The sequence below is a fragment of the Neobacillus sp. PS3-34 genome (genome assembly GCF_030915465.1).
GTDB lineage: Bacteria > Bacillota > Bacilli > Bacillales > Cytobacillaceae > Neobacillus_A.
Genome location: NZ_CP133267.1, coordinates 4,695,215 through 4,718,540, shown reverse-complemented (window position 1 = coordinate 4,718,540; position 23,326 = coordinate 4,695,215). Strand labels below are relative to the sequence as shown.

General features: G+C 38.5%; 24 protein-coding genes and 1 pseudogene. 15 read left to right on the top strand and 10 right to left on the bottom strand.

The window, feature by feature from the left end; all coding sequences use genetic code 11:
- Window positions 1-222 precede the first annotated feature (222 nt).
- Both RCG23_RS24855 and RCG23_RS24850 read left to right on the top strand, forming a co-directional pair.
- Complete coding sequence (locus tag RCG23_RS24855) at window positions 223-969, top strand: hypothetical protein (RefSeq protein ID WP_308177872.1); 747 nt, start codon at window positions 223-225, stop codon at window positions 967-969.
- A 111-nt stretch (window positions 970-1,080) separates the two neighbouring features.
- On the top strand, window positions 1,081-1,461 hold the full coding sequence (locus tag RCG23_RS24850; protein ID WP_308177871.1) for a hypothetical protein: 381 nt from the start codon (window positions 1,081-1,083) through the stop codon (window positions 1,459-1,461).
- A gap of 87 nt (window positions 1,462-1,548) precedes the next feature.
- On the opposite strand, the gene RCG23_RS24845 is transcribed toward RCG23_RS24850, so the two are convergent.
- Window positions 1,549-2,451 carry a DMT family transporter gene (locus RCG23_RS24845; protein WP_308177870.1) on the bottom strand — a complete coding sequence of 301 codons (903 nt, stop codon included), beginning with the start codon at window positions 2,449-2,451 and terminating at the stop codon, window positions 1,549-1,551.
- Window positions 2,452-2,669: 218 nt separating this feature from the next.
- Here RCG23_RS24845 and RCG23_RS24840 point away from each other — a divergent pair, with 218 nt between their 5' ends.
- Window positions 2,670-3,878: an ATP-binding protein gene (locus RCG23_RS24840; protein ID WP_308177869.1), complete on the top strand. Its 1,209-nt coding sequence runs from the start codon at window positions 2,670-2,672 to the stop codon at window positions 3,876-3,878.
- Between the two features lie 65 nt (window positions 3,879-3,943).
- On the opposite strand, the gene RCG23_RS24835 is transcribed toward RCG23_RS24840, so the two are convergent.
- Window positions 3,944-5,284: an MFS transporter gene (locus tag RCG23_RS24835; RefSeq protein WP_308177868.1), complete on the bottom strand. Its 1,341-nt coding sequence runs from the start codon at window positions 5,282-5,284 to the stop codon at window positions 3,944-3,946.
- 265 nt (window positions 5,285-5,549) lie between these two features.
- Between RCG23_RS24835 and RCG23_RS24830 the strand changes: the two are divergent.
- Window positions 5,550-6,934: pseudogene (locus RCG23_RS24830) on the top strand (rhodanese-like domain-containing protein).
- Window positions 6,935-7,148: 214 nt separating this feature from the next.
- Here the strand turns inward: RCG23_RS24830 and RCG23_RS24825 are convergent.
- The 4 genes from RCG23_RS24825 to RCG23_RS24810 all read right to left on the bottom strand — a co-directional run bounded on the left by RCG23_RS24825 (window position 7,149) and on the right by RCG23_RS24810 (window position 9,666).
- Complete coding sequence (locus RCG23_RS24825) at window positions 7,149-8,117, bottom strand: NAD(P)-dependent alcohol dehydrogenase (RefSeq protein ID WP_308177867.1); 969 nt, start codon at window positions 8,115-8,117, stop codon at window positions 7,149-7,151.
- Between the two features lie 107 nt (window positions 8,118-8,224).
- A complete protein-coding gene (locus RCG23_RS24820) occupies window positions 8,225-8,932 on the bottom strand; it encodes a DUF4386 domain-containing protein (RefSeq protein WP_308177866.1) in 708 nt (235 codons plus the stop codon).
- A gap of 59 nt (window positions 8,933-8,991) precedes the next feature.
- Window positions 8,992-9,216 (bottom strand): helix-turn-helix transcriptional regulator, encoded by a 225-nt coding sequence (locus RCG23_RS24815; RefSeq protein WP_308177865.1) that lies wholly within the window; start codon window positions 9,214-9,216, stop codon window positions 8,992-8,994.
- Window positions 9,217-9,219: 3 nt separating this feature from the next.
- Entirely contained in the window at window positions 9,220-9,666 is a 447-nt protein-coding gene (locus RCG23_RS24810; protein WP_308177864.1) for a hypothetical protein, read from the bottom strand.
- 946 nt (window positions 9,667-10,612) lie between these two features.
- Here RCG23_RS24810 and RCG23_RS24805 point away from each other — a divergent pair.
- Together RCG23_RS24805 and RCG23_RS24800 are read left to right on the top strand one after the other, a co-directional pair.
- Window positions 10,613-11,887, top strand: a complete 1,275-nt coding sequence (locus RCG23_RS24805; RefSeq protein WP_308177863.1) for an O-antigen ligase family protein — start codon at window positions 10,613-10,615, stop codon at window positions 11,885-11,887.
- 224 nt (window positions 11,888-12,111) lie between these two features.
- Window positions 12,112-13,074, top strand: coding sequence for an NAD(P)H-dependent glycerol-3-phosphate dehydrogenase (locus RCG23_RS24800; protein ID WP_308177862.1), 963 nt, complete (start codon window positions 12,112-12,114; stop codon window positions 13,072-13,074).
- A gap of 102 nt (window positions 13,075-13,176) precedes the next feature.
- On the opposite strand, the gene RCG23_RS24795 is transcribed toward RCG23_RS24800, so the two are convergent.
- Window positions 13,177-14,706, bottom strand: coding sequence for a carboxypeptidase M32 (locus RCG23_RS24795; protein WP_308180173.1), 1,530 nt, complete (start codon window positions 14,704-14,706; stop codon window positions 13,177-13,179).
- 288 nt (window positions 14,707-14,994) lie between these two features.
- Between RCG23_RS24795 and RCG23_RS24790 the strand changes: the two genes are divergently transcribed.
- Window positions 14,995-16,014, top strand: a complete 1,020-nt coding sequence (locus RCG23_RS24790) for an NADP-dependent oxidoreductase (protein WP_308177861.1) — start codon at window positions 14,995-14,997, stop codon at window positions 16,012-16,014.
- 119 nt (window positions 16,015-16,133) lie between these two features.
- Here RCG23_RS24790 and RCG23_RS24785 read toward each other — a convergent pair whose 3' ends face one another.
- Both RCG23_RS24785 and RCG23_RS24780 read right to left on the bottom strand, forming a co-directional pair.
- Window positions 16,134-16,991, bottom strand: coding sequence for a LysR family transcriptional regulator (locus tag RCG23_RS24785; protein ID WP_308177860.1), 858 nt, complete (start codon window positions 16,989-16,991; stop codon window positions 16,134-16,136).
- A 259-nt stretch (window positions 16,992-17,250) separates the two neighbouring features.
- Entirely contained in the window at window positions 17,251-17,655 is a 405-nt protein-coding gene (locus RCG23_RS24780; RefSeq protein ID WP_308177859.1) for a hypothetical protein, read from the bottom strand.
- A gap of 163 nt (window positions 17,656-17,818) precedes the next feature.
- Between RCG23_RS24780 and RCG23_RS24775 the strand changes: the two genes are divergently transcribed.
- From RCG23_RS24775 to RCG23_RS24750, 6 genes are all read left to right on the top strand, one after another.
- Window positions 17,819-18,004, top strand: a complete 186-nt coding sequence (locus tag RCG23_RS24775; protein ID WP_308177858.1) for a hypothetical protein — start codon at window positions 17,819-17,821, stop codon at window positions 18,002-18,004.
- Window positions 18,005-18,259: 255 nt separating this feature from the next.
- Complete coding sequence (locus RCG23_RS24770) at window positions 18,260-18,619, top strand: P-II family nitrogen regulator (protein ID WP_308177857.1); 360 nt, start codon at window positions 18,260-18,262, stop codon at window positions 18,617-18,619.
- A gap of 4 nt (window positions 18,620-18,623) precedes the next feature.
- The gene (locus tag RCG23_RS24765; protein WP_308177856.1) at window positions 18,624-19,928 is read left to right on the top strand and encodes an ammonium transporter; all 1,305 of its coding nucleotides are present in this window, start codon (window positions 18,624-18,626) and stop codon (window positions 19,926-19,928) included.
- 137 nt (window positions 19,929-20,065) lie between these two features.
- On the top strand, window positions 20,066-21,253 hold the full coding sequence (locus RCG23_RS24760; protein WP_308177855.1) for a ComEC/Rec2 family competence protein: 1,188 nt from the start codon (window positions 20,066-20,068) through the stop codon (window positions 21,251-21,253).
- A 4-nt stretch (window positions 21,254-21,257) separates the two neighbouring features.
- Window positions 21,258-21,545, top strand: coding sequence for a lamin tail domain-containing protein (locus tag RCG23_RS24755; RefSeq protein ID WP_308177854.1), 288 nt, complete (start codon window positions 21,258-21,260; stop codon window positions 21,543-21,545).
- Window positions 21,532-21,780 (top strand): DUF3006 domain-containing protein, encoded by a 249-nt coding sequence (locus RCG23_RS24750; protein WP_308177853.1) that lies wholly within the window; start codon window positions 21,532-21,534, stop codon window positions 21,778-21,780. The genes RCG23_RS24755 and RCG23_RS24750 overlap by 14 nt, the downstream gene beginning before the upstream one ends.
- Before the next feature lie 44 nt (window positions 21,781-21,824).
- On the opposite strand, the gene RCG23_RS24745 is transcribed toward RCG23_RS24750, so the two are convergent.
- Complete coding sequence (locus tag RCG23_RS24745; RefSeq protein WP_308177852.1) at window positions 21,825-22,193, bottom strand: hypothetical protein; 369 nt, start codon at window positions 22,191-22,193, stop codon at window positions 21,825-21,827.
- A gap of 233 nt (window positions 22,194-22,426) precedes the next feature.
- On the opposite strand from RCG23_RS24745, the gene RCG23_RS24740 reads away from it, so the two are divergent.
- Together RCG23_RS24740 and RCG23_RS24735 are read left to right on the top strand one after the other, a co-directional pair.
- Complete coding sequence (locus tag RCG23_RS24740; RefSeq protein ID WP_308177851.1) at window positions 22,427-22,717, top strand: hypothetical protein; 291 nt, start codon at window positions 22,427-22,429, stop codon at window positions 22,715-22,717.
- Window positions 22,718-22,789: 72 nt separating this feature from the next.
- Window positions 22,790-23,152 carry a CPBP family glutamic-type intramembrane protease gene (locus RCG23_RS24735; protein WP_308177850.1) on the top strand — a complete coding sequence of 121 codons (363 nt, stop codon included), beginning with the start codon at window positions 22,790-22,792 and terminating at the stop codon, window positions 23,150-23,152.
- Window positions 23,153-23,326 lie beyond the last annotated feature (174 nt).

Genomic DNA, 23,326 nt, shown 5'->3' with positions numbered 1-23,326 from the left:
GAATCCTTCGCGATTATGTCGATCCGATTGAATCGATGGAAAAGTCGGTTTTTAAAATGGATAGCGACTTTTCTTCGTTTCTTTGCGAATTCGAACGATTGGTCAGGTTCTGATTGGGACGAATTGTTTTTGAAGGAAATAACCTAGTGATTTTCGACAAATAAGAGGAATGTGGAAACTTATGTCGAATAACATGGTGAATTTAAAGAAAGGATTGGTGTTATGATGGAGACAAAAGAAACTGTTGAAAAGGTGGTAGAATTTGCACAGACCGAAACGAAAACAAAGATATTTCGTCATGATTATCCTGTTTCTGATGAATTAAGGAAAGTAATGGTAAGCGAAGTATGCAGGGATTTTATGATGTATGCCTTGGATCAATATTATGCTGAATACCTTCCGATGCTGAAAGAATATGTAGATGAGCATCATCCGAGGGAAGAAAAACGGCAAATATTAATTCGCAATTTATTTTGGTGGCGAATATTATATGATTCAAGCGTAAAAGTTGGGAGTAACTGTATAGAGGACTATATTTCTGAAAACCATCATTGGTTAAGCAAGCGGCCTATCCTTATTTCCTGGCTTAGGGAATGTAATAGGTTAATACCTAAATTTTATCATGTTGGATATAAATATAACGATCGTGTTCTTGTCGTTACGGATATTTTAACAGCGAAAACACTTGATGTAATCGTGTATGATCAGAGTGCTATCCCACCTAAAAAAGGGGAAATCGTCATGGGAACATTAATCCCATTAGGTGATGGATTGTTTTTCCCGATTATTGATTTTTATCATTTCGATTTTGAAGCAAGGCAAGAACTTGCAAATCACTTTTTCTACTATTACGACAAATGTTCGAAAACCTCTTCCATGCATGAAGCATTCATCCACGTACTATCCTCTATGTTGCAAATAGAAAGATTAGTCTTCATAGATCATCAGGAAAATCCTTCTTCAAGATAAACTCTTCTAGCTGATAAAATTATTCCCTTCTCATAAAATTATAGCCGATATGTTTTTTCATAATAACGATTTCTCTTGTGTTATACTATAAAAAAATCGGAGGATTGGATAATGAAAAATGAAATAACAGAAGCATTACGTTCCGTTTTAAAAGAAGAATTAAAGCCTATTAATACACGTTTAGATGCTATTGGACAAGATGTGAAAGAACACAGTAAACGATTGGATGCTATTGAAAAAGATGGGAAAGAACATAGTAAACGATTGAATGCAATTGGACAAGATGTGAAAGAACACAGTAAACGACTGGATACTATTGAAAAAGACGTGAAAGAGCTTAAAACGGGACAGGAAATGCTACAAAAAAACATCATCGTAAGTCTTGGACAATACACTGAAAAAATTGCTGCCCACTTTGATAATAAAACGGAAGCATTAAATAAGCGTGTTTATGCTGTAGAAACTGAGATTCAGCGATTAATCAGACAATGATCGAAATGGTTAGTAAAGTTAATTAAAAATGTATGCCCCCCAATTCGTTAACGTATTGGAGGGCATTTTCTTTAGATAGGGTGGAAACTATTGTATAGACACTTTCTTAAGAGCATTTGTTTTTTTCTGCTGTATCAAAAAGAAAAAGACACCAAGCAGCACAAGCAAGCCCCCAACTATTTGCCCACTGACAAGACGCTCACTTAGTAAAAAGAATGCCAATGTAGTTGCTCCGACAGGTTCTCCTAAAATACTCATAGAAATCGTGGTGGCATTAACATAGTTTAAGAGCCAATTATTAATCACATGACTAATGGTCGGTACGGTAGCTAATAAAAGGAAAATGCCCCATTCCCGAGCTGGATATCCACTAAAAGCAACTTCTGTACCTACGTTATAAATAGCCAAAACAAACGAAGCAAAGAAAAAGACACAAAAGCTATAAATCCAATGCGATACTTTTTTAACAATGCTTTGTCCAATTAATAAGTACCCCACAACAGCAATGACACTTAAAAATGAAAGAATATCGCCAAGAATGGACTCTTGACTTAACCCAAAATCTCCCCAGCCAATCATGATCGCACCCATTATCGCAATTCCCATCGTCAGCAACGCCGAACCTGTTGTTCGTTCTTTAAAAAGAAAAAATCCACCAACCAAAGAGACAATCGGTTGGAGTGCAAGAATGATGGTCGAACTTGCTACCGTCGTTAACTTCAAAGATCCAAACCAAAGAACAAAATGCAAGGCTAAAAAGAGACCGGAGAAAAACAAAAAGAACCAATCCTTTTTAGCTATTTTTTTAAATTCTTCACGTTTTCTCCAAACAATTGGTATCATGAGAATACTTGCAAAACACATTCGATACATACTTAAAATCGAAGCTGGTGCATCTGACCATTTCACGAAAATTGCAGAAAACGAAATGGCAATAATCGAAAGTGTAAGCGGCAAACCGATGGATTTTGGACGTTCTAGCTGATTCATATTTTCCCCCTGATGAAATCAATATTGCAAATAAATTATTCTCTATTTTCTTACTATTTTTCAAGACAAACAAGTATATCATGGACTTGGGTGATGGGGAAAGATACGAACACCTTATCCTTAGATATTTTTATTGATTCATTAAAAATATTTGGATATTTTCCATAAGCATTAAAATTTGGTAAACTTAAACAAAAAGTAAGTAAAAAGGTGTTTACATGAAGGAATTTTATTCAAATATCAATCTGAAATTATATTATAGTTTAATTCTAATGGGCATCATCATTATGACAACAGGTTTATTTATCGGCAATCCACGTATGGAGGAACATGATACAGGATACATTTTGCATATTGTCCTTGTCGTCTTTCTTTCTGTTTGTTTAATACGCTATCCAAAGTATGAAACACAGGTTTCTAGAATCATCATTATTCTAGTAGCGTCTGCTTATTTCTATTTGATTTTCTTTTTATACCCAGACACATGGTCAACCTTTGTATTTCTATGCTTTATTCCTGCCATTTCGATTTTGTTTTTTGATCCAAAGCTTTTTTATTTTTCATTAATCCTCAATGGTCTATCGATAACGGCTACCTTTAGTTATATTATTTTTATTGACCAAGGAAAAATTTATCCTCATATCACCAGGGATTTGGTAGGGAATATTGCTAATTTTGCAGGCAGCCAAGTGATTTTATATCTAATCTTTTATTTATCCTCTGCCAGGATAAACAAACTGAAATCCTATTACGAACAAATACAGCATCAGGAACGGTTGAAAACAACGGGGCAATTGGCAGCTGCTGTTGCTCACGAAATTAGAAATCCACTCACGGTTGTTCAAGGCTTTTTGCAGCTGTACAGGGAAGAGATTTCCTTTAGTCCCGATGTAAAAAGAAATTTTTCCTTGATGATCGACGAGTTAAAAACGGCAGAACATGTAATTTCACATTTTTTAACATTCGCAAAACCAAATAAGGAAAAGAAGCTGGATACGATCGATTTAAAGTATGCACTTCAAAGTGTGACAGATTTACTCTATTCTTACGGGCTTTTAAATGATAATAAAATTAATCTGAATGTCCAGGAAGATTGCTTTGTGGTGGCTAATACTATCGAGTTTAAACAGTTAATCACCAATCTTGTGAAGAACGCGATTGAGGCTTCTAAAATTGGTGACGCGGTCACTGTAATTGCTAAAAAGATGAGGGATTATGTCGAGATCAAAATCATCGATTACGGAAGTGGAATGTCAGAGGCAGAAGTGAAGTCTCTTGGTACACCATTTTACTCATTAAAAAGTAAAGGGACAGGATTAGGTTTGATGATTTGCTATCAAATTGTTGAAAAGTACAACGGCACCATTCAATTTCAAAGTATAAAGGATGAAGGGACTACCGTTACTCTGAAGTTTCCCATTCATTAAATTGAGTAAAAAAAACGCTGTTTAGCCTATGGCAAAACAACGTTTTTTTTCGTTCGCAGCATTTTTTATAATGCTTTTTTTCCAGGTGTGCTTGAAGCATTGGCAGCGTTGTGTTCAGCTTCAATTTGAGAGTTTTTCGAAGATTCACCCATTCGCCAATAGGCTATAAGACTCACTGCGATACATGCAGATACATAATAGAAGAAAAGTGACTCGACACCTATGCTTTTTAGCCAAAGTGCTACAAACTCCGCAGTTCCGCCAAATACGGCAACGGTCAGGGAATAAGGGAAGCCCACTCCAAGTGCCCGTATTTCAGTAGGAAATAACTCAGCCTTTACAACCGCATTGATGGAGGTGTAACCAGTTACAATGACAAGGCCTAACATCATGAACAAAAAGGCGACAACGGGGCTTTTTGTCTGCCCCATTAATAAGAAAAGAGGAACGGTCAGTATAGTTCCAAATATACCAAAGCCCAACAATAGAGGACGACGGCCAATCCGGTCAGACAGCTTGCCTGCAAGTGGCTGAAGAATAACAAATACCAATAATGCAATAAAATTGATCCAGCTTACGGATTGTTTATCAAGTCCAACCGTATTGATCATGTATTTCTGCAAATAGGTTGTATACGTATAGAAGGCAACTGTTCCGCCGAGCGTAAGACCAATAACCGTCATGACAGCTCTTGGATATTTCATTAAAGCCTTAATGGTACCGGCATTGACACGGTTTTTGGAATTCATTTTTTCAAATTGCTCTGATTCATCCATTGAACGGCGAAGCCATAATACGGCTAATGCTCCAAGAGCCCCGATCACAAATGGAATCCTCCAGCCCCATGAAATCATTTCGTTTTCATTGAGAATTTGCTGTAGTACAATTTGCACCCCAAGCGCTACCAATTGGCCTCCGACTAGTGTTACATACTGGAAGCTGGAGTAGTAGCCGCGTCGTCCGGTGCTGGCCACCTCTGATAAATAGGTTGCCGACGTTCCGTACTCTCCACCGAGCGATATTCCCTGGATTAGCCGGGCAACTACGAGAATGATAGGCGAAAGTATACCAATACTGCTATAACCTGGTGTACAGGCAATGACAAGTGAACCGATCGCCATGATCGCGACTGAAAGTGTGAGTCCCGCACGCCGGCGATATCGATCTGCGTAACGGCCCATGATTACGCTTCCAATTGGCCGCATTAAAAACCCAATCGCGAAAACCCCCGCTGTGTTTAGCAATTGGATCGTCGAATTTCCCTGTGGGAAAAATTCTGCTGAAAAATAAATCGCAAAAGCAGAATAAACATACCAGTCATACCATTCAATCAGATTACCAAGTGATCCCTTGAATATGTTACTCGTAATGCGCCGGTTCGTAGCGCGATCTACAGATTGTTTCAAAACCCATCCCCCCAGAAAATAATAAATGATTGCTATTCAGAGAAAGGCAAGAATTTCTCTTGCATCATTTACTCTGTTGGTAAACTATTCCTTAAATAGGTCGTCTTTAAACATGGCTTAATTGGAATAAAAAATAGAACAAATGATTTGATAAATTAAGCTAAAGGCTTTAAACTTTTTTTAAAAGATTAACATACCTATAGAGGTATAAAATCAATTATGTTCTCGGCTTTTTTATCCAAACTAACTAAAGGAGGAACAGGTCATGTATTTCAAATCTTTTTTTGATGAACAACTCGCCCATATGTCCTATCTGATTGGCTGCCAGAAAACAGGCGAAGCGATTGTCATTGATCCGGCAAGGAATATTGAACCTTATCTGAAAGTAGCCAAAAAAGAAAATCTAACAATTACTGCGGCGACTGAAACCCATATTCATGCGGATTATCTTTCTGGAGCGAGGGAGCTGGCTCATCAGCTTGGTGCAAAATTATTTGCGTCTGACGAAGGGGATAAGGATTGGAAGTACCTTTACTTATCAGCTTATGAACATGAGCTTTTAAAGGAGGGCTCTACCTTTTCGGTAGGGAAAGTCATTTTTGAAGTCCTACATACACCAGGCCATACAGCTGAGAGCATTTCCTTCCTGCTCATCGATCAAGGAGGTGGCGCAAATGAACCAATGGGGATCTTCACCGGAGATTTTCTATTTGTCGGAGATGTTGGCCGACCGGATTTACTGGAAAAAGCGGCTGGTGCAGCTGGGACATCGGAGCGTGGGGCGAGGCAGATGTTTAAATCGCTTAAAAAAGTGAAGCAATTGCCTGACTTTTTACAGGTTTGGCCTGCACATGGTGCTGGGAGCTCCTGCGGGAAATCCTTAGGTGCGGTTCCAATGTCGACCTTGGGCTACGAGAAGAAATTCAACTGGGCCTTCCAAATTAAAGAGGAGGATATTTTTGTTGAAGAGCTGCTGGCAGGACAGCCGGAGCCTCCAAAATATTTTGCCCAAATGAAAAAGCTGAACAAGACGGGACCTGATTTGTTAAGACGGGAAGAAACACCAAAGGTTTCTCTCCCTATTCATAACGAGGCATTCTTGGTTGATACCAGCCGGCAAAGGAATTTGCAAAGGGGCATGTTAAAGGGTCCCTGAATTTGCCGTATAACCGTTCCTTTACAAACTGGGCAGGATGGCTGTTAAGTTATGACCAGGATATGGTTTTAATCGCCAGTGAAAAGGAGCTTTCAAATTTGAAAAAATCCCTTCAATCCATCGGTCTTGATCAGATTGTCGGCTATATACCTTCGGACGATCTTGGGAAACAGCTAGAAAAGTATGAATCCATACCTGCCGATCAAGCGAAGAAATTATTGGAAAGAGATGACTATTATCTTATCGATGTCAGGAATCAGAGTGAGTGGGAAAGCGGCGATATTCCAGGTGCACACCACTTCATGCTCGGGATACTGGAGGACCATCTCGATTCATTCCCAATGGATAAAACAATAATTGCCCATTGCCAGTCTGGCGGTCGTTCCGCCATTGGCACCAGCCTGCTCCAGGCAAAGGGCTTTAAGGACGTTCTCAACCTGGAAGGTGGCTTTTCTGCGTGGCAGAAGGAAGGATTACCGATTAAAAAGGATTAATGAGATTAGTGTAAAAACAACCCATAACAAAAATAAGTCCAATTTACTTAGATAACTAGAGTATCATTTAAATATTAAATAACTTAAAAAACGAGGGGGATATCTCCTCGTTTTTTTACGTTATTAAGAAACACTATATAAAAAATTTCTATTAAATAAAGGGAACATAGTGAGAATGTGGAATGTGTAATAAATATTTATTCCTTATAAGTTTTCATACAGTGATGATAACTTTTCCTTGAGCGTGACCTTGTTCAAAATACTTGAAAGCTTCTTCAACTTCACTCATCTTAAAAGTTCTATCAATGACTGGTTTTACTTTTCCGGCTTCAAGTAGTTCTTTCATATAAATTAAATCATTTTGGTTTTGCCTTTGTAATAAACTAGACATTTTTTTCCTTCCAGAGAGTGAGAACCAAGACCCTAAGGTCATTGTTTGAAACAGTTGTGCACCTGAACCTCCGACGTGAATGAAAGTTCCGTTATCGTTTAAGGAGCGCTTATAAGCTGTAATCGGATGGTGCCCGTTAACAGCAAGAATTAAGTCATACTTCTGTCCTTTTTCTGTAAAATCCTCTTTCGTATAATCAATGATATGATCTGCACCCATGGATCTGAGGATTTCTAAATTTCTCGTACTGCAAACACCTGTTACTTCTGCACCGAACGATTTGGCAATCTGTACAGCAAAAGTCCCCACACCACCAGACGCACCATTAATCAATACCTTCTGTCCCGCCTGAATATTGCCTTTATCCCTAAGACCTTGTAAGGCAGTAACTGCCGCCATAGGTACCGAAGCAGCTTCCTCAAATGTGATATTTTCTGGTTTTAATGCCAATGCATTCTCAGGAACCGATACATATTCAGCAAAACCACCCCAGCCAGAAGTGGAAAGGTCACCAAATACTTCTTGACCCGGCTGAAACTGTTTAACATTTTTACCTACTGCTTCGACCCGACCTGCAATGTCACCTCCGGGTATGGAGTATTTTGGTTTTAGAAGACCGAAGGCAAAACGTGCTAAGAAGGGCTCTCCTCTAAGAAGCACTAGATTACCATAATTCAGGGAAGATGCATGAATCTTTACCAGTACTTGATTGTCCTCAGGAAAAGGTTTATCTACTTCTTTTAAATTAAGAACATCGGGTGAACCGTATTTGTTATAAACGATGGCTTTCATTAATTTCCCTCCGTACCCCTTCGAAACCATCTAAAATCCCCCTTGAAAAATTTATTCTTTTGCTATAGTAAATAACACATTGGCAAGTATTTTCTTCAAATAAAAGCTCATGCCATTTTTTTTGTAGACATGGAACCAAGTGCAGATTCATTGAATCCTTTAACAATGAGCCATACTGCTAAAATCATTTCATTAGCCGCTACTGGTAGCGACAACATAGCACCCCAAAACGAAACTTGTTGAATTACTCCGAACATTTCTAACAATGATGCCATAAAAACAAGAGCTGCCCCTGTCATACCCAAGATGGGTATAAATCTTGGTACGAGCTTGGATTTATAAAATATATAACTATACATCATCGTATTGATGCCCAGCATGAAATTGGGACCAAGCAAAAATGTCCAGTCATGTACCGCTTTTAACAAAATACCTGAAGCTTGATAAGAGGCGACATCAAGAGCACCTACTGCTGCAAATTCCCGGCTTAAGGTTAATAGGGACAGTACGCTTATTACACCAACTGTAATGATAATCGCTTCAAGAAACCTAAAACAAACATGCAAAAGAGCAATCGTTTCATTGTACTTTCTTAAAAACGGAAACATTATAGTTGCAGTACCAACCGCTGAAACGACAAGAATTAACTCCATAAGCGCTCCAGTTATCACCTGGTTGGCGTGTTCCGAACCTTTAATCATATAATCAGGACCCTTTAGGATAGGATTGTATAAATTTAGACCAATTACCGCCGTAACTGCTGCAAGAATAAACAGTGCCCCCACAATTTTTGCAGCTTTTTTATTTGAATTCATTTTTTTACCCCCATCTCTTAATAAATTCAAAAACGGTAAAGCAAAAAAAATCATAGTTCTTACTTCTTTGTGTTGTCCCCATAGAAGAATACCTCATCCAACTGTAAGTTAAAGGCGAGAGCAATGCGAAATGCAAGTTCTAGGGATGGGGAATAATTTCCCCTTTCGAGAGCCACGATGGTTTGTCTTGTTACGCCTACCTTGTCAGCCAGTTGCTGCTGGGTCATTTCATTATGGTCGAATCGTAATCTTCTGATATGATTGCCGACAAGATTTTTTCCCATTAATTAGACTCCTTTCCGATAGTGATAAAATCTTATAACGGATCCAGTCACATCGGAAACAAATCCCGAAATGATCAGGATGATGAACATCGCCTGTGACGGCTGATAAATGACTAGCGATCCCATTGCAATTAGAAAGCCGATGATAAATACAAAAAAAGAAATTCGAGTCGCTTTCAAGTCAATTAACTTATCCAGTTCATCCGCAAACGTTGGTTCCTTTTCTCCGGTCGTAATCCTAAAGACGATGTTAAAAACAATGCTAATAATGATGTGTGCTGCTATTGAAAACAAAGTCAGGTTGAGGACAAATGAACCCCAATAGCGAAAGGTTTCGAGCGACTCTAGCCCCCCATTGGGGTGCCGCGGGTACATGTACAGGCAATAAGATCCGAAAATGAGTAAGGCGCTGATCAACGATACGATGCTTTTCTTTTCTTGATAGGTCATGGTTTCCCCCTTTTTCCATCCAATTTATAGAAATTGGTAAAATATGTTATACATAATGTAATATAAACTTTACATGAAGTAAAGTGTAAATTACAAAAAAAGTCCGGACATCGCTAAATGGGCAATGTACCGGAATTATTAGAGACACAACTGGTTATGGGAATTTATGAAATGAAGATATCCTTACTCCACAAACCTGCTTACTTTAGGTGAACAACAGCCTTTATTTAAATTTCAAATTAAAATATCTAGATATACAAAGAATTGGGCTTGTTTATGTATACTTTAACAAATTAACTCTTCAGTGTAATCCCGAGTTTAGTTTTAACAAAATAAAATTGGGTATAGGAAAAGGTAATTTTAAAAAAAGGCTGTTTTCTAAAAGATTGTTGTTTTGTAAATAGGTTTTAGAAAGCAAATAGTTGAAAAAAGAAGTTGATTGGAACGGAAGGTGCGTGACTCCTCGAAAATGCTATCGCATTTCCTTCGTGCGGTGTTGATTCTAGGGAGCTGATTCAACGTCCTGCGGGAGCAGCGGGACAGGTGAGACCCCACAGGCGCTGTGCGCCGAGGAGGCTTACCGCCCGCCCCGCGGAAAGCGAGCATCCTGAAGTGGAAATCAACTACTCCTTAAATAGTATGCGAAAACAACCTAAAAAAATAATGGACTTCAGACATAACATGGCAGGTTCGATGCATAATTGGCCCATTGAAGTGGAAAAATGGGGGAGAAGCTTATATGTTTTTCCAAACTTAACAGCTAAACTTTGTCGACATCTGGAATCAAGTCATTTAGAATGTGTCAGGTACCCAGCGACATAGCGGAAAACATTCCCATGAGTAAAACAATTGAAAAAATCTCAAAAGGTCCCTTCTTATTCAGCAGGTTCCTTTTTTAATTTGGATAAAAAAATAGAAAATTACAAAAAAGAAATGAGGTCCAAGAATGAATCCCATATTTACTCATCCAAATAGACGCAACCTATTTGGAATCGGGCTGGGTTTATGTTTTTTGTTGCCTCCAGTCGGCATTTTAATCCTTTCTATAAAGGGTTTAATATCTGTTTTTGAATATGCAAGAACCAGCAATAAGACGTTTAGTTTGATGCATCTTTACTTTATTTGCCTTTTAATTTCTAGTATTGGTGCTTCCATCCAAATGAATGACATAACATTGTTATGCGCAAGTTTTATGATTTTGTGTTATTTTGGAATTTATTTGAGTATTATTCGCAAAGGCGTGTCAATGAATTTTGTCAGATATCGGTGGATCATCATTATGGGAGGCATTTATAATTGTCTATTAGGCTGGGCATTGAAGGGTGTATCCATTAATCCGGTAATTGGTATGTTAACAGGAACAACGATTTTTCCTGCCGTTCAAGCCAAAAACTATCCCAGATTGGTAGGAAGTGCCTATAATCCCAACTTCACGATGTACATTCTGCTGCTGGCAATTGCATTTATCCTTAATGAAGTCCTATCCAGCATTCGTTCCAGGAAATGGTTCAACAGCATTTGGCAAGTGGCGGTGCTGATCATGTTATCAAAGGGAGTCCTGGATACTGGTTCACGTGCAGCGTTTTTCGCTATTGTTTGTATTTTTACTCTTTTCCTTTTTCAGTTAAATAAGAAGATTTTTGTAGCTGTCTTTTCATTGATGTTACTGAAGGTAAAATGGATAATAGATATCATGCCAAGAAGCAATATCATCAATCAAGATTACGGTGTGAGAAGGGCAATATGGAGTAATTCCATTGAATTGTGGGAGCATCACGCTTTATTTGGTGTCACACCATTCGGTTTTCATAAAGAGTATGCCCATCTGTTCCCGGATGGAAGGCATGAAAACATGGTACATCCGCATAATTCTATGATTGGCGTATTTGCGGAATACGGAACGTTCAGCGGCATCCTGTTTCTGTTATTAATCGTCGTCATATGCACGAAGCTGATCACCATTTATTTTGAAAGACACAAGGATCGGAAAATGTTTGAAACCTTTCTATTCAGTTTGCCGATCATTCTTCTGACAGGCATATTTGATGAACCATTTTTTTCACCACAAATGGCAATTCCAACCATCATCCTAGTTGCCTTTTGGAATAAGTATTCATCAAGCGAACTGGAAACCATACCGGTTCTCTCAATCCAAAAATATATGCCTCGCTCCCAATCAATACTGGGAAAACGAAAAATTGGAGCTTTATCTGAAAAATAACTGGATTATAGTTTATTCTTCAAATTCCCCCCCTGATCTATAAGTATCAGGGGGGTTTTTAGCGATTTTGTATTGGAGGGTCAGACCCAAATATTGACGATTTAGCAGGAATACCTATGTATTTACAGAATAGTTCTTTGATAGGTTTTATTTAAATGCAACTTTTTACTAAAAATAAATACAACATTACCTACGTTTAACTAACAAAAGAGGAAGGTGAAATAATGAATATTTCCGTATTAGGTTGTGGACGATGGGGAAGCTTTTTAGCATGGTATGTTCATAAAGTTGGCCATCAGGTCGTTTTATGGGGAAGAGAAAACTCAAGAAATTACATGGGGTTAAAAGAATCCAGAAAAAATGATTATCTTTCATTGCCAGAAGAAATAGAATTAAGTACTTCATTAGAAAAAGCGGTTTCGTTTGCTGAAATAATCATCATTTCTATTAGTGCTCAGGAATTGCGTTCGTTTGCAAAGCAACTAAGCTCATTAAATGAAATACAAGGTAAAACCATCATTCTTTGCATGAAAGGTTTAGAAGCTGTTAGTGGAAAAAGACTTTCTCAAGTATTTGCTGAAGAGGTCGGAAAAAATATAAATCTTGCAGTGTGGGTAGGTCCAGGACATGTACAAGATTTTGTAAATCATATACCCAATTGTATGGTCATAGGTTCTGAAAGTGTTGAAACAACTAAAAAGATAGTACAGGAGGTTAATAGTGATTTAATTAGGTTTTATTACGGGCAGGACCTTATAGGAAATGAAATTGGAGCTGCTACCAAAAATGTTATGGGTCTTGCTGCAGGTATGTTAGATGGATTAAATTATAGCAGTTTAAAAGGCTCACTTATGGCAAGAGGGACAAGAGAAATATCTCGCCTTATTAGAGCGATGGGTGGAAATGATATCACTATATACGGATTAAGTCATTTAGGAGATTATGAAGCAACATTGTTCTCGGAGCATAGTCATAATAGAAAATTTGGACAAGCATATGTTGAAGGAGAAAGGTTTGGAAAATTAGCAGAAGGTGTTTCAACCGTTAAGGCATTAAGAGAATTATCCAAACAGTATGACGTAGAACTTCCGATTTGTAATGCTATATATGAGATCCTATTTAATAACAAAAATGCAAAAGAAACATTAGAAGATTTATTTTTAAGACCTGTTAAATTTGAGTTTTAATGATATCGCTGGTGACAGGCACCTCCCAAATTTTTGGGAGGTGCCTGTCACCAAGAAGAAGCTTCCATCCGTAAGGTTTCCCTTACGAATGGAAGCTTCTTTTTATATACTATAAACCTCTGAATATTTCTCTTCTAAATATTCAACGAGGTATTTGGCATTCAATTCTTCACCTGTCACTTTTTGAATTAATTCACTTGGTGTATATAGTCTTCCGTGTTGATGGATTTTTTCGCCAAGCCATGCTTGGATCTTTCCGAACTCACCGTTTTCAATCAATAGGTAAAAGTCAGGAAGTTCTTTTTTAATCGTGTTAAGAATTTGTGCTGCATATAGATTTCCTAATGAATAGGAAGGGAAGTATCCAAGTCCTCCAAATGACCAATGCACATCCTGCAATACACCAAGGGTATCGGTAGGTGGTGTGATTCCAAGGTATTCTTCGACTTTTTTATTCCATACCTCAGGAAGATCCTTCACTTCAATTTCCCCGCCAATCAGTGCTTTTTCAATTTCATAGCGAATCATGATATGAAGATTATACGTTAACTCATCCGCCTCAACACGAATGAAGGATGGCTCAACATGGTTAATGGCACGATAGAAATCATCCAATGAAACATTCGATAATTGATCTGGGAAATGATTTTGCAGATCCTTATAGAAATACGTCCAGAATGCTTTGCTGCGACCGACCACATTTTCCGCAAATCTTGATTGTGATTCATGGATCCCCATGGAGGCACCACTACGAATCGCCGTACCTTCAAATTCACTGTTTACCCCTTGTTCATACATACCGTGGCCCGCTTCGTGAATGGTTCCAAAGATAGCGGAACGAACATTTTCTTGTAAGTAGCGGGTGGTCAGACGGACATCACCCGTATTTACAGGCTGTGCAAATGGATGAACCGATTCATCCAGGCGGCCTGCATTCATATCGAAGCCGATTTTTGGCAATAAGAATTTATTAAATTCCTTTTGCTGGGCTACATCGTACGTTAATTTAAAAATATCTGTTCGAGGCTGGCTCGATGAGTTTTGAATGCGTTTTAATAGCTGGATGCTTTTTTCACGAAGCTCAGCGAATAATGGGTCTAATTTTTCAACTGTGAGTCCTTGCTCATAAGCATCTAAAAGTGCATTGTAGCGGTGTCCTTCAAAGCCATAGTAGTCAGTAAATTGCTTCACAAACCCTACGATTTTTTCCAAGAAAGGCTGGAAAATAGAAAAGTCATTTTTCTCTCTTGCTTCTTCCCAGGCATCATTTGCCATTGAAGTTGTAACCACAAACTCATTGTATAATTCAGCTGGAATGCTCTTTGATTTATCGTAGTCTGATTTTCTTTCCCTCACACATGCTTTTGTTACTTCATCTAGCTGGCTGTAAACTTCCTCAGATGTTAGTGCTTCTAGTAATTCGCCCATTTCCTTTGAAACGGAAAGCTTGAAGGTCTCAGTTGAAAGAGTGCCGATTGCTTTTGCGAAAAGGGGACGCCCTTTCTTCGGTGCCATCGTTTTCGAGTCCCAGCTAATCTGGCTTAAAATATCAGAGAAGTGGGCAAGCTTTTGATCCATCTCCTTAAATTGTTTGACCAACTCAGAAACATTGATATCCAGCGTTTGTTCCATCATTATGTATCCCTCCAAATAGTTAATGAACACTTATGTAAAATGACTATTAAGTCTATTTTATTAGACCACAATTTGGTGAAATATTCAATCAAATACATCTGATTTATAGTCGCTTGTCAAAACTAGTCAAAACACGACAAATTTGGAACGGGTGGAGCAATCAATACAGAATTGACTATAATCGTGAGTTATATGGTTATGACTAATGTATATTATCCAAAACCGGGGAATCTCTTTAAACTGAAATGGAAGCCAAATTAACCAATATAGAACGGGAGAATGAATATGAAAGAAAAACAAATCATTTTGAAAAAAAGACCTTGCGGGATTCCATCGGAAGAAAACTTTGACATGATTGAGCGTGAAGTGAGGGAGATTATGGATGGCGAGGTGCAGATTCAAACGCTTTTTCTGTCAGTCGATCCGTATATGCGTGAAAGAATGACACCCATGAAGTCGCATATGGAGTCGTTCGGTTTAAAAGAAGTAATCACTGGAACAATGATTGGAAAAATCATGGAAAGTAAGCATCCAGATTTTACGGAAGATGATATTGTTTCTGGCTTTTTAGGCTGGCAGGAGTTTCCGATATCAAACGGAACAAATATAAGAAAGATTGAGCCGTTACCAGTGCCTTATCAAGCAATGTTAAGCGTTTTAGGCAGTCCTGGCCTTACAGCATATTTTGGCCTTTTGGATGTTGGAAAACCGAAGAGTGGTGAAACGATTGTCATATCGGGAGCAGCTGGAGCGGTGGGGAGCATGGTGGGGCAGATTGCCAAAATCCATGGCTGCAGAGTAATAGGCATATCAGGGTCGGATGACAAAAATGCGTATTTAGTCAATGAACTGGGTTTCGATGGCGCAATTAATTATAAGACGGAAGAGGATATAGAGGGAGAACTCCGGAAATTGTGCCCGGATGGGATCGATATTTATTTTGATAATGTCGGAAATGAATGGATAAATAACATTACAAAGCTGATCAATCCTTTCGCAAGGATTGTGTTGTGTGGCCAAATCTCGCAGTATAACGGAGAAACCCCCTATATAGATCCGAAGATTTTCGGACGGATCACGAAAAATAGAGCAATCATGCAAGGATATCTTATTTCTGGCCTTGATCCACAACGAAGTGAAGCGGCGAGGTCTGAAATTGCTCAATGGATTTTAGAAGGTAGAATTAAATACACAGAAACCATTTCGGATGGGCTTGATAGCGCTCCAAAAGCGTTGATCGATTTATTCCATGGCAAAAATATTGGCAAGCAACTTGTGAGGTTAGGTTCAAAAATTAGGAGTTAAAATATTGACTAAATGTTGCCTCGTAGATCACATCGCAAATAACGGAACCATACTAAAAATTATGGCTCCGTTATTTTTATTAATAATTTGAAACAGTTTTGAAAATAGGCGCTAATCGGTTAACTTTTTATCAAATCGAACAGTTCCTTATCTTGCTCTGACCGTATCGCCATACCGATTGTTCTGTAAAACGGAAAAGGGGAAATTATTGGCCTCGAAACTAATAAAGGATGAAATAAATGACTTACCGTCATTTCAGGTACAATCGAAACTCCATAGTTTTGCAAAACAAAGGTTTGGATCGAATCATTCATTTCGAGATCGACCCAGTTATCGGGATGCTTGCCAAGGGCATTGCAAACAGCCCGAAAAGAAGCTCGAATATCACAAGGGTCGCTATTAAGAATCATCCTATTCTGAATGAGTTCTTCAAATGGTATTTCAATCAATTTAGCTAAATGGTGATCCTTTGGCAATAGTGCAACATATGGTTCATTAAATAGATTCTGGAAGGGTAGGTCAAAATTGAAATTGTCCAAGTCTTGAATAAAGCCGATGTCGATCTCTTCTTCACTTAGCATTTGCAGCAGCTGAGCGGTCGTATCGCGGGTGACAAGACTCACTTCAAATCCATGAAGTTCAAATTTAGTTAGGATGGTTGGTACATAGTTGGAGGCGATACTTGGGGTAGCACCAATTCTAATACTGCGTTTTTCAGCGTATTTTTCCATACCCTTTTCCAGTGAATTCAATTGGCCTAACAGAAAAACTGCTTTTTCGTAAAGATGTCTTCCGGCATCGGTCATTTCTATCCCTGATGGTTTCCGTAAAAAGAGTTTACAATTCAATTGTTTTTCCAATTGTGCAAGCTGCTTGGTCAGTGCTGGCTGTGAGATATAAAGCTCCTTCGCCGCTTTATTCAGGCTCTGGTTTTCTACCGCTTTAACGAAATAGTTTAGTAGCATCATATTCAGCATTTATGTGAACCGTCCTTTATAAAAGTATTTCCTCCGGAAGCCCTGGTAAATGCGGCAAACGTACTGTACTAAATACAGGTTATTCTCTACTAATTATAATCTTTACATTGCTCAAATCATAAAAAATTTTAATAAAATTTATTGCTCAAGATGCAAAACAAAAAAGGATTGATTAAAGCTAGTAACATAGCATGATCAATCCTCTTATTTGCCCTGGTTAAACGATAAATAAATCCTTTAGGAAGCCAATTTTAGTCCATTATTTTGACTGGAATTTTTTCGTGAATTTCTGCAGAAAAGGGGAGGCACCGCTAAATAAGGGCTTTATACTTTGGTAGGATTTCATGCCAGAATCAATCGTGTCCATAAGTAAGTCGTAATCAACCTGGTCAAGTAACCTTTCGTAAGGGGAGAGTTTCCTATTACGGTTTCCTCGCTGGGTTTTCTGGTTAAAGCCGAATAACCAGTCATTCCCTCGTTCTGTATTTCGATGGAAAGGTCCATGCTGATTACTTTCCGTTATTTCATGGGACTGTGATTTCTCACTGGGTGAATTGAAATCATCTTTGTGTTTTGTATCACTAAATCTTCTATTTCCAAACATGAAGCTTGTCATCCGGTCGTAATCATTTTCTGCCTTTACTTCATTTTTATCATTTTGCATGTTAATCCCTCTTCATAAAAATAATTGTTGATATAATTTATGAGCCTTTTTTCTTTTAGCTTGGACGTTGATAATTTTGTCTAAAAGAAGTTTTTTAAGTTCATCGATATGAATAATGGTATACTTGGTGAATCGACTTAGTTCGAAAGGAGCTGCATCCATCATGAAGTTCATAAAAACACAAATGAAACAACTAGTTAAAGATAATAAAGAATTGCAGGGTCGTTTAAAAGAATTGATGAAAGAACACGATCTTGAGAAAAACTTCGCCCTTAAGGCTTTGTATCATTCTGAAGTGGCGGAAGGCGGAAAGTTTCAGTTAGCATACCAAGCACTTGATTTGAAATAATCACCCCAATGGGATAGGTACAGTTAATTTAATCACTGACCAATTGAAGTTAATGTTATTCATAAACCCTAGTTCCTTTTTAGGAATTAGGGTTATTTCTATTTGAAGAGAAGATAAAATCAATAACAATCCTTTAAAGCAGTTATCAATGACACCCATCAGAAGTTGCAGAAAACCTAATAATTTGACGAACCGATAGTAATGTTATATCCTTTAACGTATTAATGTTAGAAAACCTTACATGAGGTGAGTGTATTGAAAAAGATTGATGCGATTATCATACCCGAAAGACTTACAGAGACCATTAAAGGGTTAAAAAAAATAGGAATTAGCGGTTTTACCGTCTCTCAAGTAGTCGGTAGAGGGAAACAGAAGGATACACAAGGTGTTTATCGCGGGAAAAATTATCAAGTGACACTTCACCCCAAAGTTAAATTGGAAATTATTCTCTCAGATTATATGGTGGAGCCAACGATTAAAACGATCTTTGAGGCAGCGCAGACTGGTGAGGATGGAGACGGCAAAATTTATGTTTATCCTATTTTGGAGGCATATAACATTCGAACAGGCAAGCCGGACTTTGATATTGATGATTTACTGAATCAGGAGGAATGACATCATGAAACTCATGTATCTTAATACCATTTGGGTAGTATTAGCTGCGGCAATGGTGCTCTTTATGGAAGGCGGATTCAGTTTATTGGAAGCAGGGTTTGTCAGGACTAAAAACGCAGTCAATGTAATAATGAAGATTTTTGTCGATTTAACGGTTGGGGCACTGGCTTTTTGGCTGATTGGTTTTGCCATCATGTTCGGAAAGGACAAGTTCGGAATGATTGGCACCACTTTATTTGGCCATCCCGAAAACATTGCGCTATCGATTCAACTGCCGAGTGCAGCCTACGTATTGTTCCAAATTGGATTTGCGGTAGCCTGCATTTCGATTGTGTCCGGTGCGGTTGCCGAGCGGATGAAATTTAAAGCCTATGTCATAACGGCAGCGCTAATATGCATCATCATCTATCCGCTTTCTGGACATTGGATTTGGAACGAACACGGCTGGCTGGCGAAGCTCGGAATGAAGGATTTCGCAGGCTCTGCAGCGATTCATGCGCTCGGAGGTTTTACCGCTTTTGCCATGGCAAAGCTATTGGGGCCACGGAAAGGCAGATTTAATTCAGACGGCAGCGCCAATGTATTCGCTCCGAGTAATATCCCATTAGCATCAGCCGGTGCGTTTATTCTTTGGTTTGGCTGGTTTGCTTTTAACGCTGGAAGTACCTTGGATGCTTCCAATTCATCCCTTGCATCCATTGCGATTAATACGATGCTTGCCGGTGCAGCTGGGGGAACAGCGGCTTTGTTCCTAACGATGAAAAAGTTCGGGACAGCGGATCCGAGTATGACAATCAATGGTGTATTATCCGGGCTTGTGGCAGTGACAGCTGGATGTGCTTATATCTCTCAATGGGCTGCCATAGCGATAGGAGTAATCAGCGGGTTGATCGTGATTTACGCGACATTATTTGTAGATAGTATAAAAGTTGATGATCCAGTAGGCGCTGTTGCGGTTCATGGATTCAATGGTGTATTTGGAACCATCGCGGTTGGATTGTTTGATAAATCCGAAGGTCTTTTCACAACCGGAAATGTCCATCTATTTTTAATTCAATTATTAGGCGCGTCGGTTGTAGTCGTTTGGGGTTTGCTCGGAGGTGCGTTTATTGCAAAAGTGTGTGAACGTACGGTCGGTTTCAGAGCAAGCGCACGAGAGGAAGAAGAAGGCCTCGACATGTCGTATCACGGCATTCCTGCATATAACGAATTAGAGCGCTTCACAGATATGCCGACAAGCTTGTTTAACTTTGAAGAAACAACAGGAATCACCGTTTCTTCACCGAAAGAAAGAGTTAGGACAGAATAAAAGTGACAGGCGCCTCCCAGATTTCTGGGAGGTGCCTGTCACTTTTTTTATGCATGAAAAGCCTTCCGCTTGGTAAATATAAACTGTGATTTTTAGATTGGCATTATCAACCAGCTTCTATGAAAGGAAATGTGTTTATGAAAAAGATATCTGCTTTTATATTATCTTTTGTAATACTCTTCGGAATTTTTATACCAAACGGAAGTGCGGTTAGCATCTGTGATCAATATAAGGGTGTCAAAAAGATTTGGTGGGATGGAATTGAATTAAAACCAGGGCAAATCGGACGGTTAACGGTAAAACAAAACACTCCATTGTTCAAGCTGGTGGGAGTGAATAAAATATACTCCCGCACGTTAAAGGCTGGGGAATTTTATCGTATTTACGCTTTCAAGCCCGGTATGTTAAGCGTAGGTGGCGGCTATTACGTAGACCGTGATTCAAGGGTGACCTATCAAACCCCGAGCAAAACAAAGCTGCAGGCAGTCATGTGTATCAATTCCGGTGTTCCTGATGTACCTGTTAAAGCCCATTTTATCGATGTCGGCCAAGGTGACAGTATCCTGATTACACTTACGAATGGCAAAAATATTTTAGTGGACGGCGGCAAAAAGGCAGCTGGAACCAGAGTTGTTGCTTATCTGAAAAAAATCGGTGTCAAGACTGTTGACTTAATGGTTGCGACACATCCAGATGCGGATCACATTGGTGGATTAGTCGATGTGCTAAATGCATTCCCAGTCAAACAGGCGTTGGATAGCGGACAAGGTCATACTACCCAAACATATCTGGAGTATTTAAGACTGATTGATGCGAAGAATATTCCTTTTACCGTGGCAAAGGTTGGCCAGACGCTAAATATTGATCCAAATGTAAAAATTACCGTTTTAAATAGTGGAGAGGGAGCAACGACAAGCAATGATGCATCAGTTGTATTAAAATTCACTTATGGAAATATGGACATTCTTTTAACAGGAGATGCAGAAGCGGATCGAGAAAAGGTAATGATGGCGAAATTCAATGTGGAAGCAGAAATTTTTAAAGCAGCCCACCATGGATCGAATACGGGAAATAGCTTGGAATTTTTACAGGAGGTTAAACCGAAGGCGACGGTTCTAAGTTATGGCAAGGATAATAGCTATGGTCACCCTCACAAGGAAGTCGTTGCACGTCTAACCCAAGTTGGCTCTAAACTGTATTCTACTGCTGCGAGCGGCAATATACTGTTTACAGTAGCAAAAAATGAATATATCGTCTCCGCAAGTCCGTGGACAGCTGGAGGCCTCTCCCGCACCACCGCATGGAACAGAAACAGGGAAGGTTAGAATCATGAAGGTTGATTTAGCGAAGGAAATCGTGACATTGAAGAATATAGATGTGAAGGATATAACGTTAACCGGCTGGAAATTAGTTAGTGTGAACGGAAACCAAACTTATACATTCCCAACAGGTTATGTATTGAAAAAAGGTGCAACCGTATATATCACCTCCGGTCCAAAAGCTAGAAACCAGCCGCCAGCGTATTTAAAGTGGACCACTGCGAATATTTGGAACAATGCAGGCGACCCGGCAAGGCTGTATGATGCGAAGGGTTTGATGATAAGTGAAGTCAAATAAATTCACCGTAGATCGTTTTGAAGAAGAAAAGGCTGTACTTTTGCAAAGAGATGACGAAACCATTGAAAAAATAGTAGCAAAAAAATTACTTGGAACTTCTGTATCAGAAGGAGATATACTGCTTATTACATTTAGTGACAATGGAAATGTTGAGAAATCTGAACTTTTAAAGGAAGAAACGGAACAAGCACGTGAACAGGCCAACAAGCTATTAGAAAAACTAAAAAATAATTAAAAGTGAAGCCCTTCTCAATCGAGAGGGGCTTCACCTTTTTAGTGTTAAATAACGCTTACTAATTGAAGTGTGATGATGATCGCAAAAATAATAAGTTGTGGGATGATTGCTTTAAATAATTCCTGATGTTTTACAGTAGCAACAATAAGTACGGATAGGACGTTTAGGCAAATGATGCCAACAGGAATAAAGGCTGCGAAGCCGGAAAGTGCAATGATACCGGAATAAACCATAATCTCGACAACACCTACTGCAAGTAGAAGCAGACCGCCCTGCAAAGACATCGTTCTAAATGAGCCGATTAAAATATTGTCCGCATTCAGTTTTTTTAATTCGTTTATAGGTTGTTTTTCTCCGTATATGATATGAACCACACTCATGAAAATAAGAATGATACCTGCAATCAATTTCAACTATTCCCACTCCTTTTTAAAGCACAATTTATTATCATTAGCGAATTAACTGGAATTACCATATTTTATTTAATTGTACGATGTTTAAGTCAATAAAAATATGTTTTTAAAAAATTTAGCTGCTTCCTTAGTTAAGAAGACGGATAGCTTGCTAGATGAAGGTAAACTTTTTAACTTTAACGAAATTAATAAGGTGTAATTCTTTAGAATAATATAGAGGGGAGGGTGAAAATTTGACTCAAATCGAAACAAAGCTTACTAATCAAATAGACAAAAAGCCAAGTATAACAAATGTGTTATTAATTTTTGCTTTTACTATGGTTTCAGCAACGATTGTATTTCCCTTTGCTAATAAGATTATTCCGCAATGGTATTCCCCTTTAATTTCTATTTCTAGCCACATCCCAATGCTCATAATCCCATGGATTTGGATTCGTGCTAGGAGAAAAAATGAGAGTAAAGATATTGGTTGGGGTAAGTTCAATAAAAAAGACAAACTGTCATTACTAATCCTTTGTTCATGACTTATACCTCTTCAAATTTTAGGGAATTTAGATGTTATCGGCAAACCGATTCCCCAATGGTACGCAAATGGAGTGTTTTCTATTTGCTTGCAAGTATTTTTTCAAGGAATATTCGTGGGGTTTAGTGAAGAAATGCTGATGAGACCTGCAATACACCGGACACTTCAACAAATTCTTCCTGCACACTTTCGCTTTTTTAAGTGGAAATGCTCCAATGCAATGGTTATAACCGCAATCCTTTTTGGTGTCTTGCATTTTGGTAATCTTGGAAGACAACCAATTGCGATCAACTTATTAAATGTAGTATACGCGACAATTATAGGTATCATCATCGGAATATATTATGAAAAAACGAAGAGCTTTATTGGCAGTGTAATTATACATAATTTTATCGACATCACAGGGGTACTTAACGTTATTATAGTAAGCTTATAAACTCGATTACTAATGAGAATCTTTTGATTGGCCAGAGAGTGTGGTTTACAGTGCTATAAGTATACATAATGAGACAATGGCATAGCTTATTGAAGAGTTTTGGACAATCGTAACGTCTGAACAAATTCTAGTAAACTCTAAAATAAAAGCCTGGTTTAGCAAGCGTATTAAGAA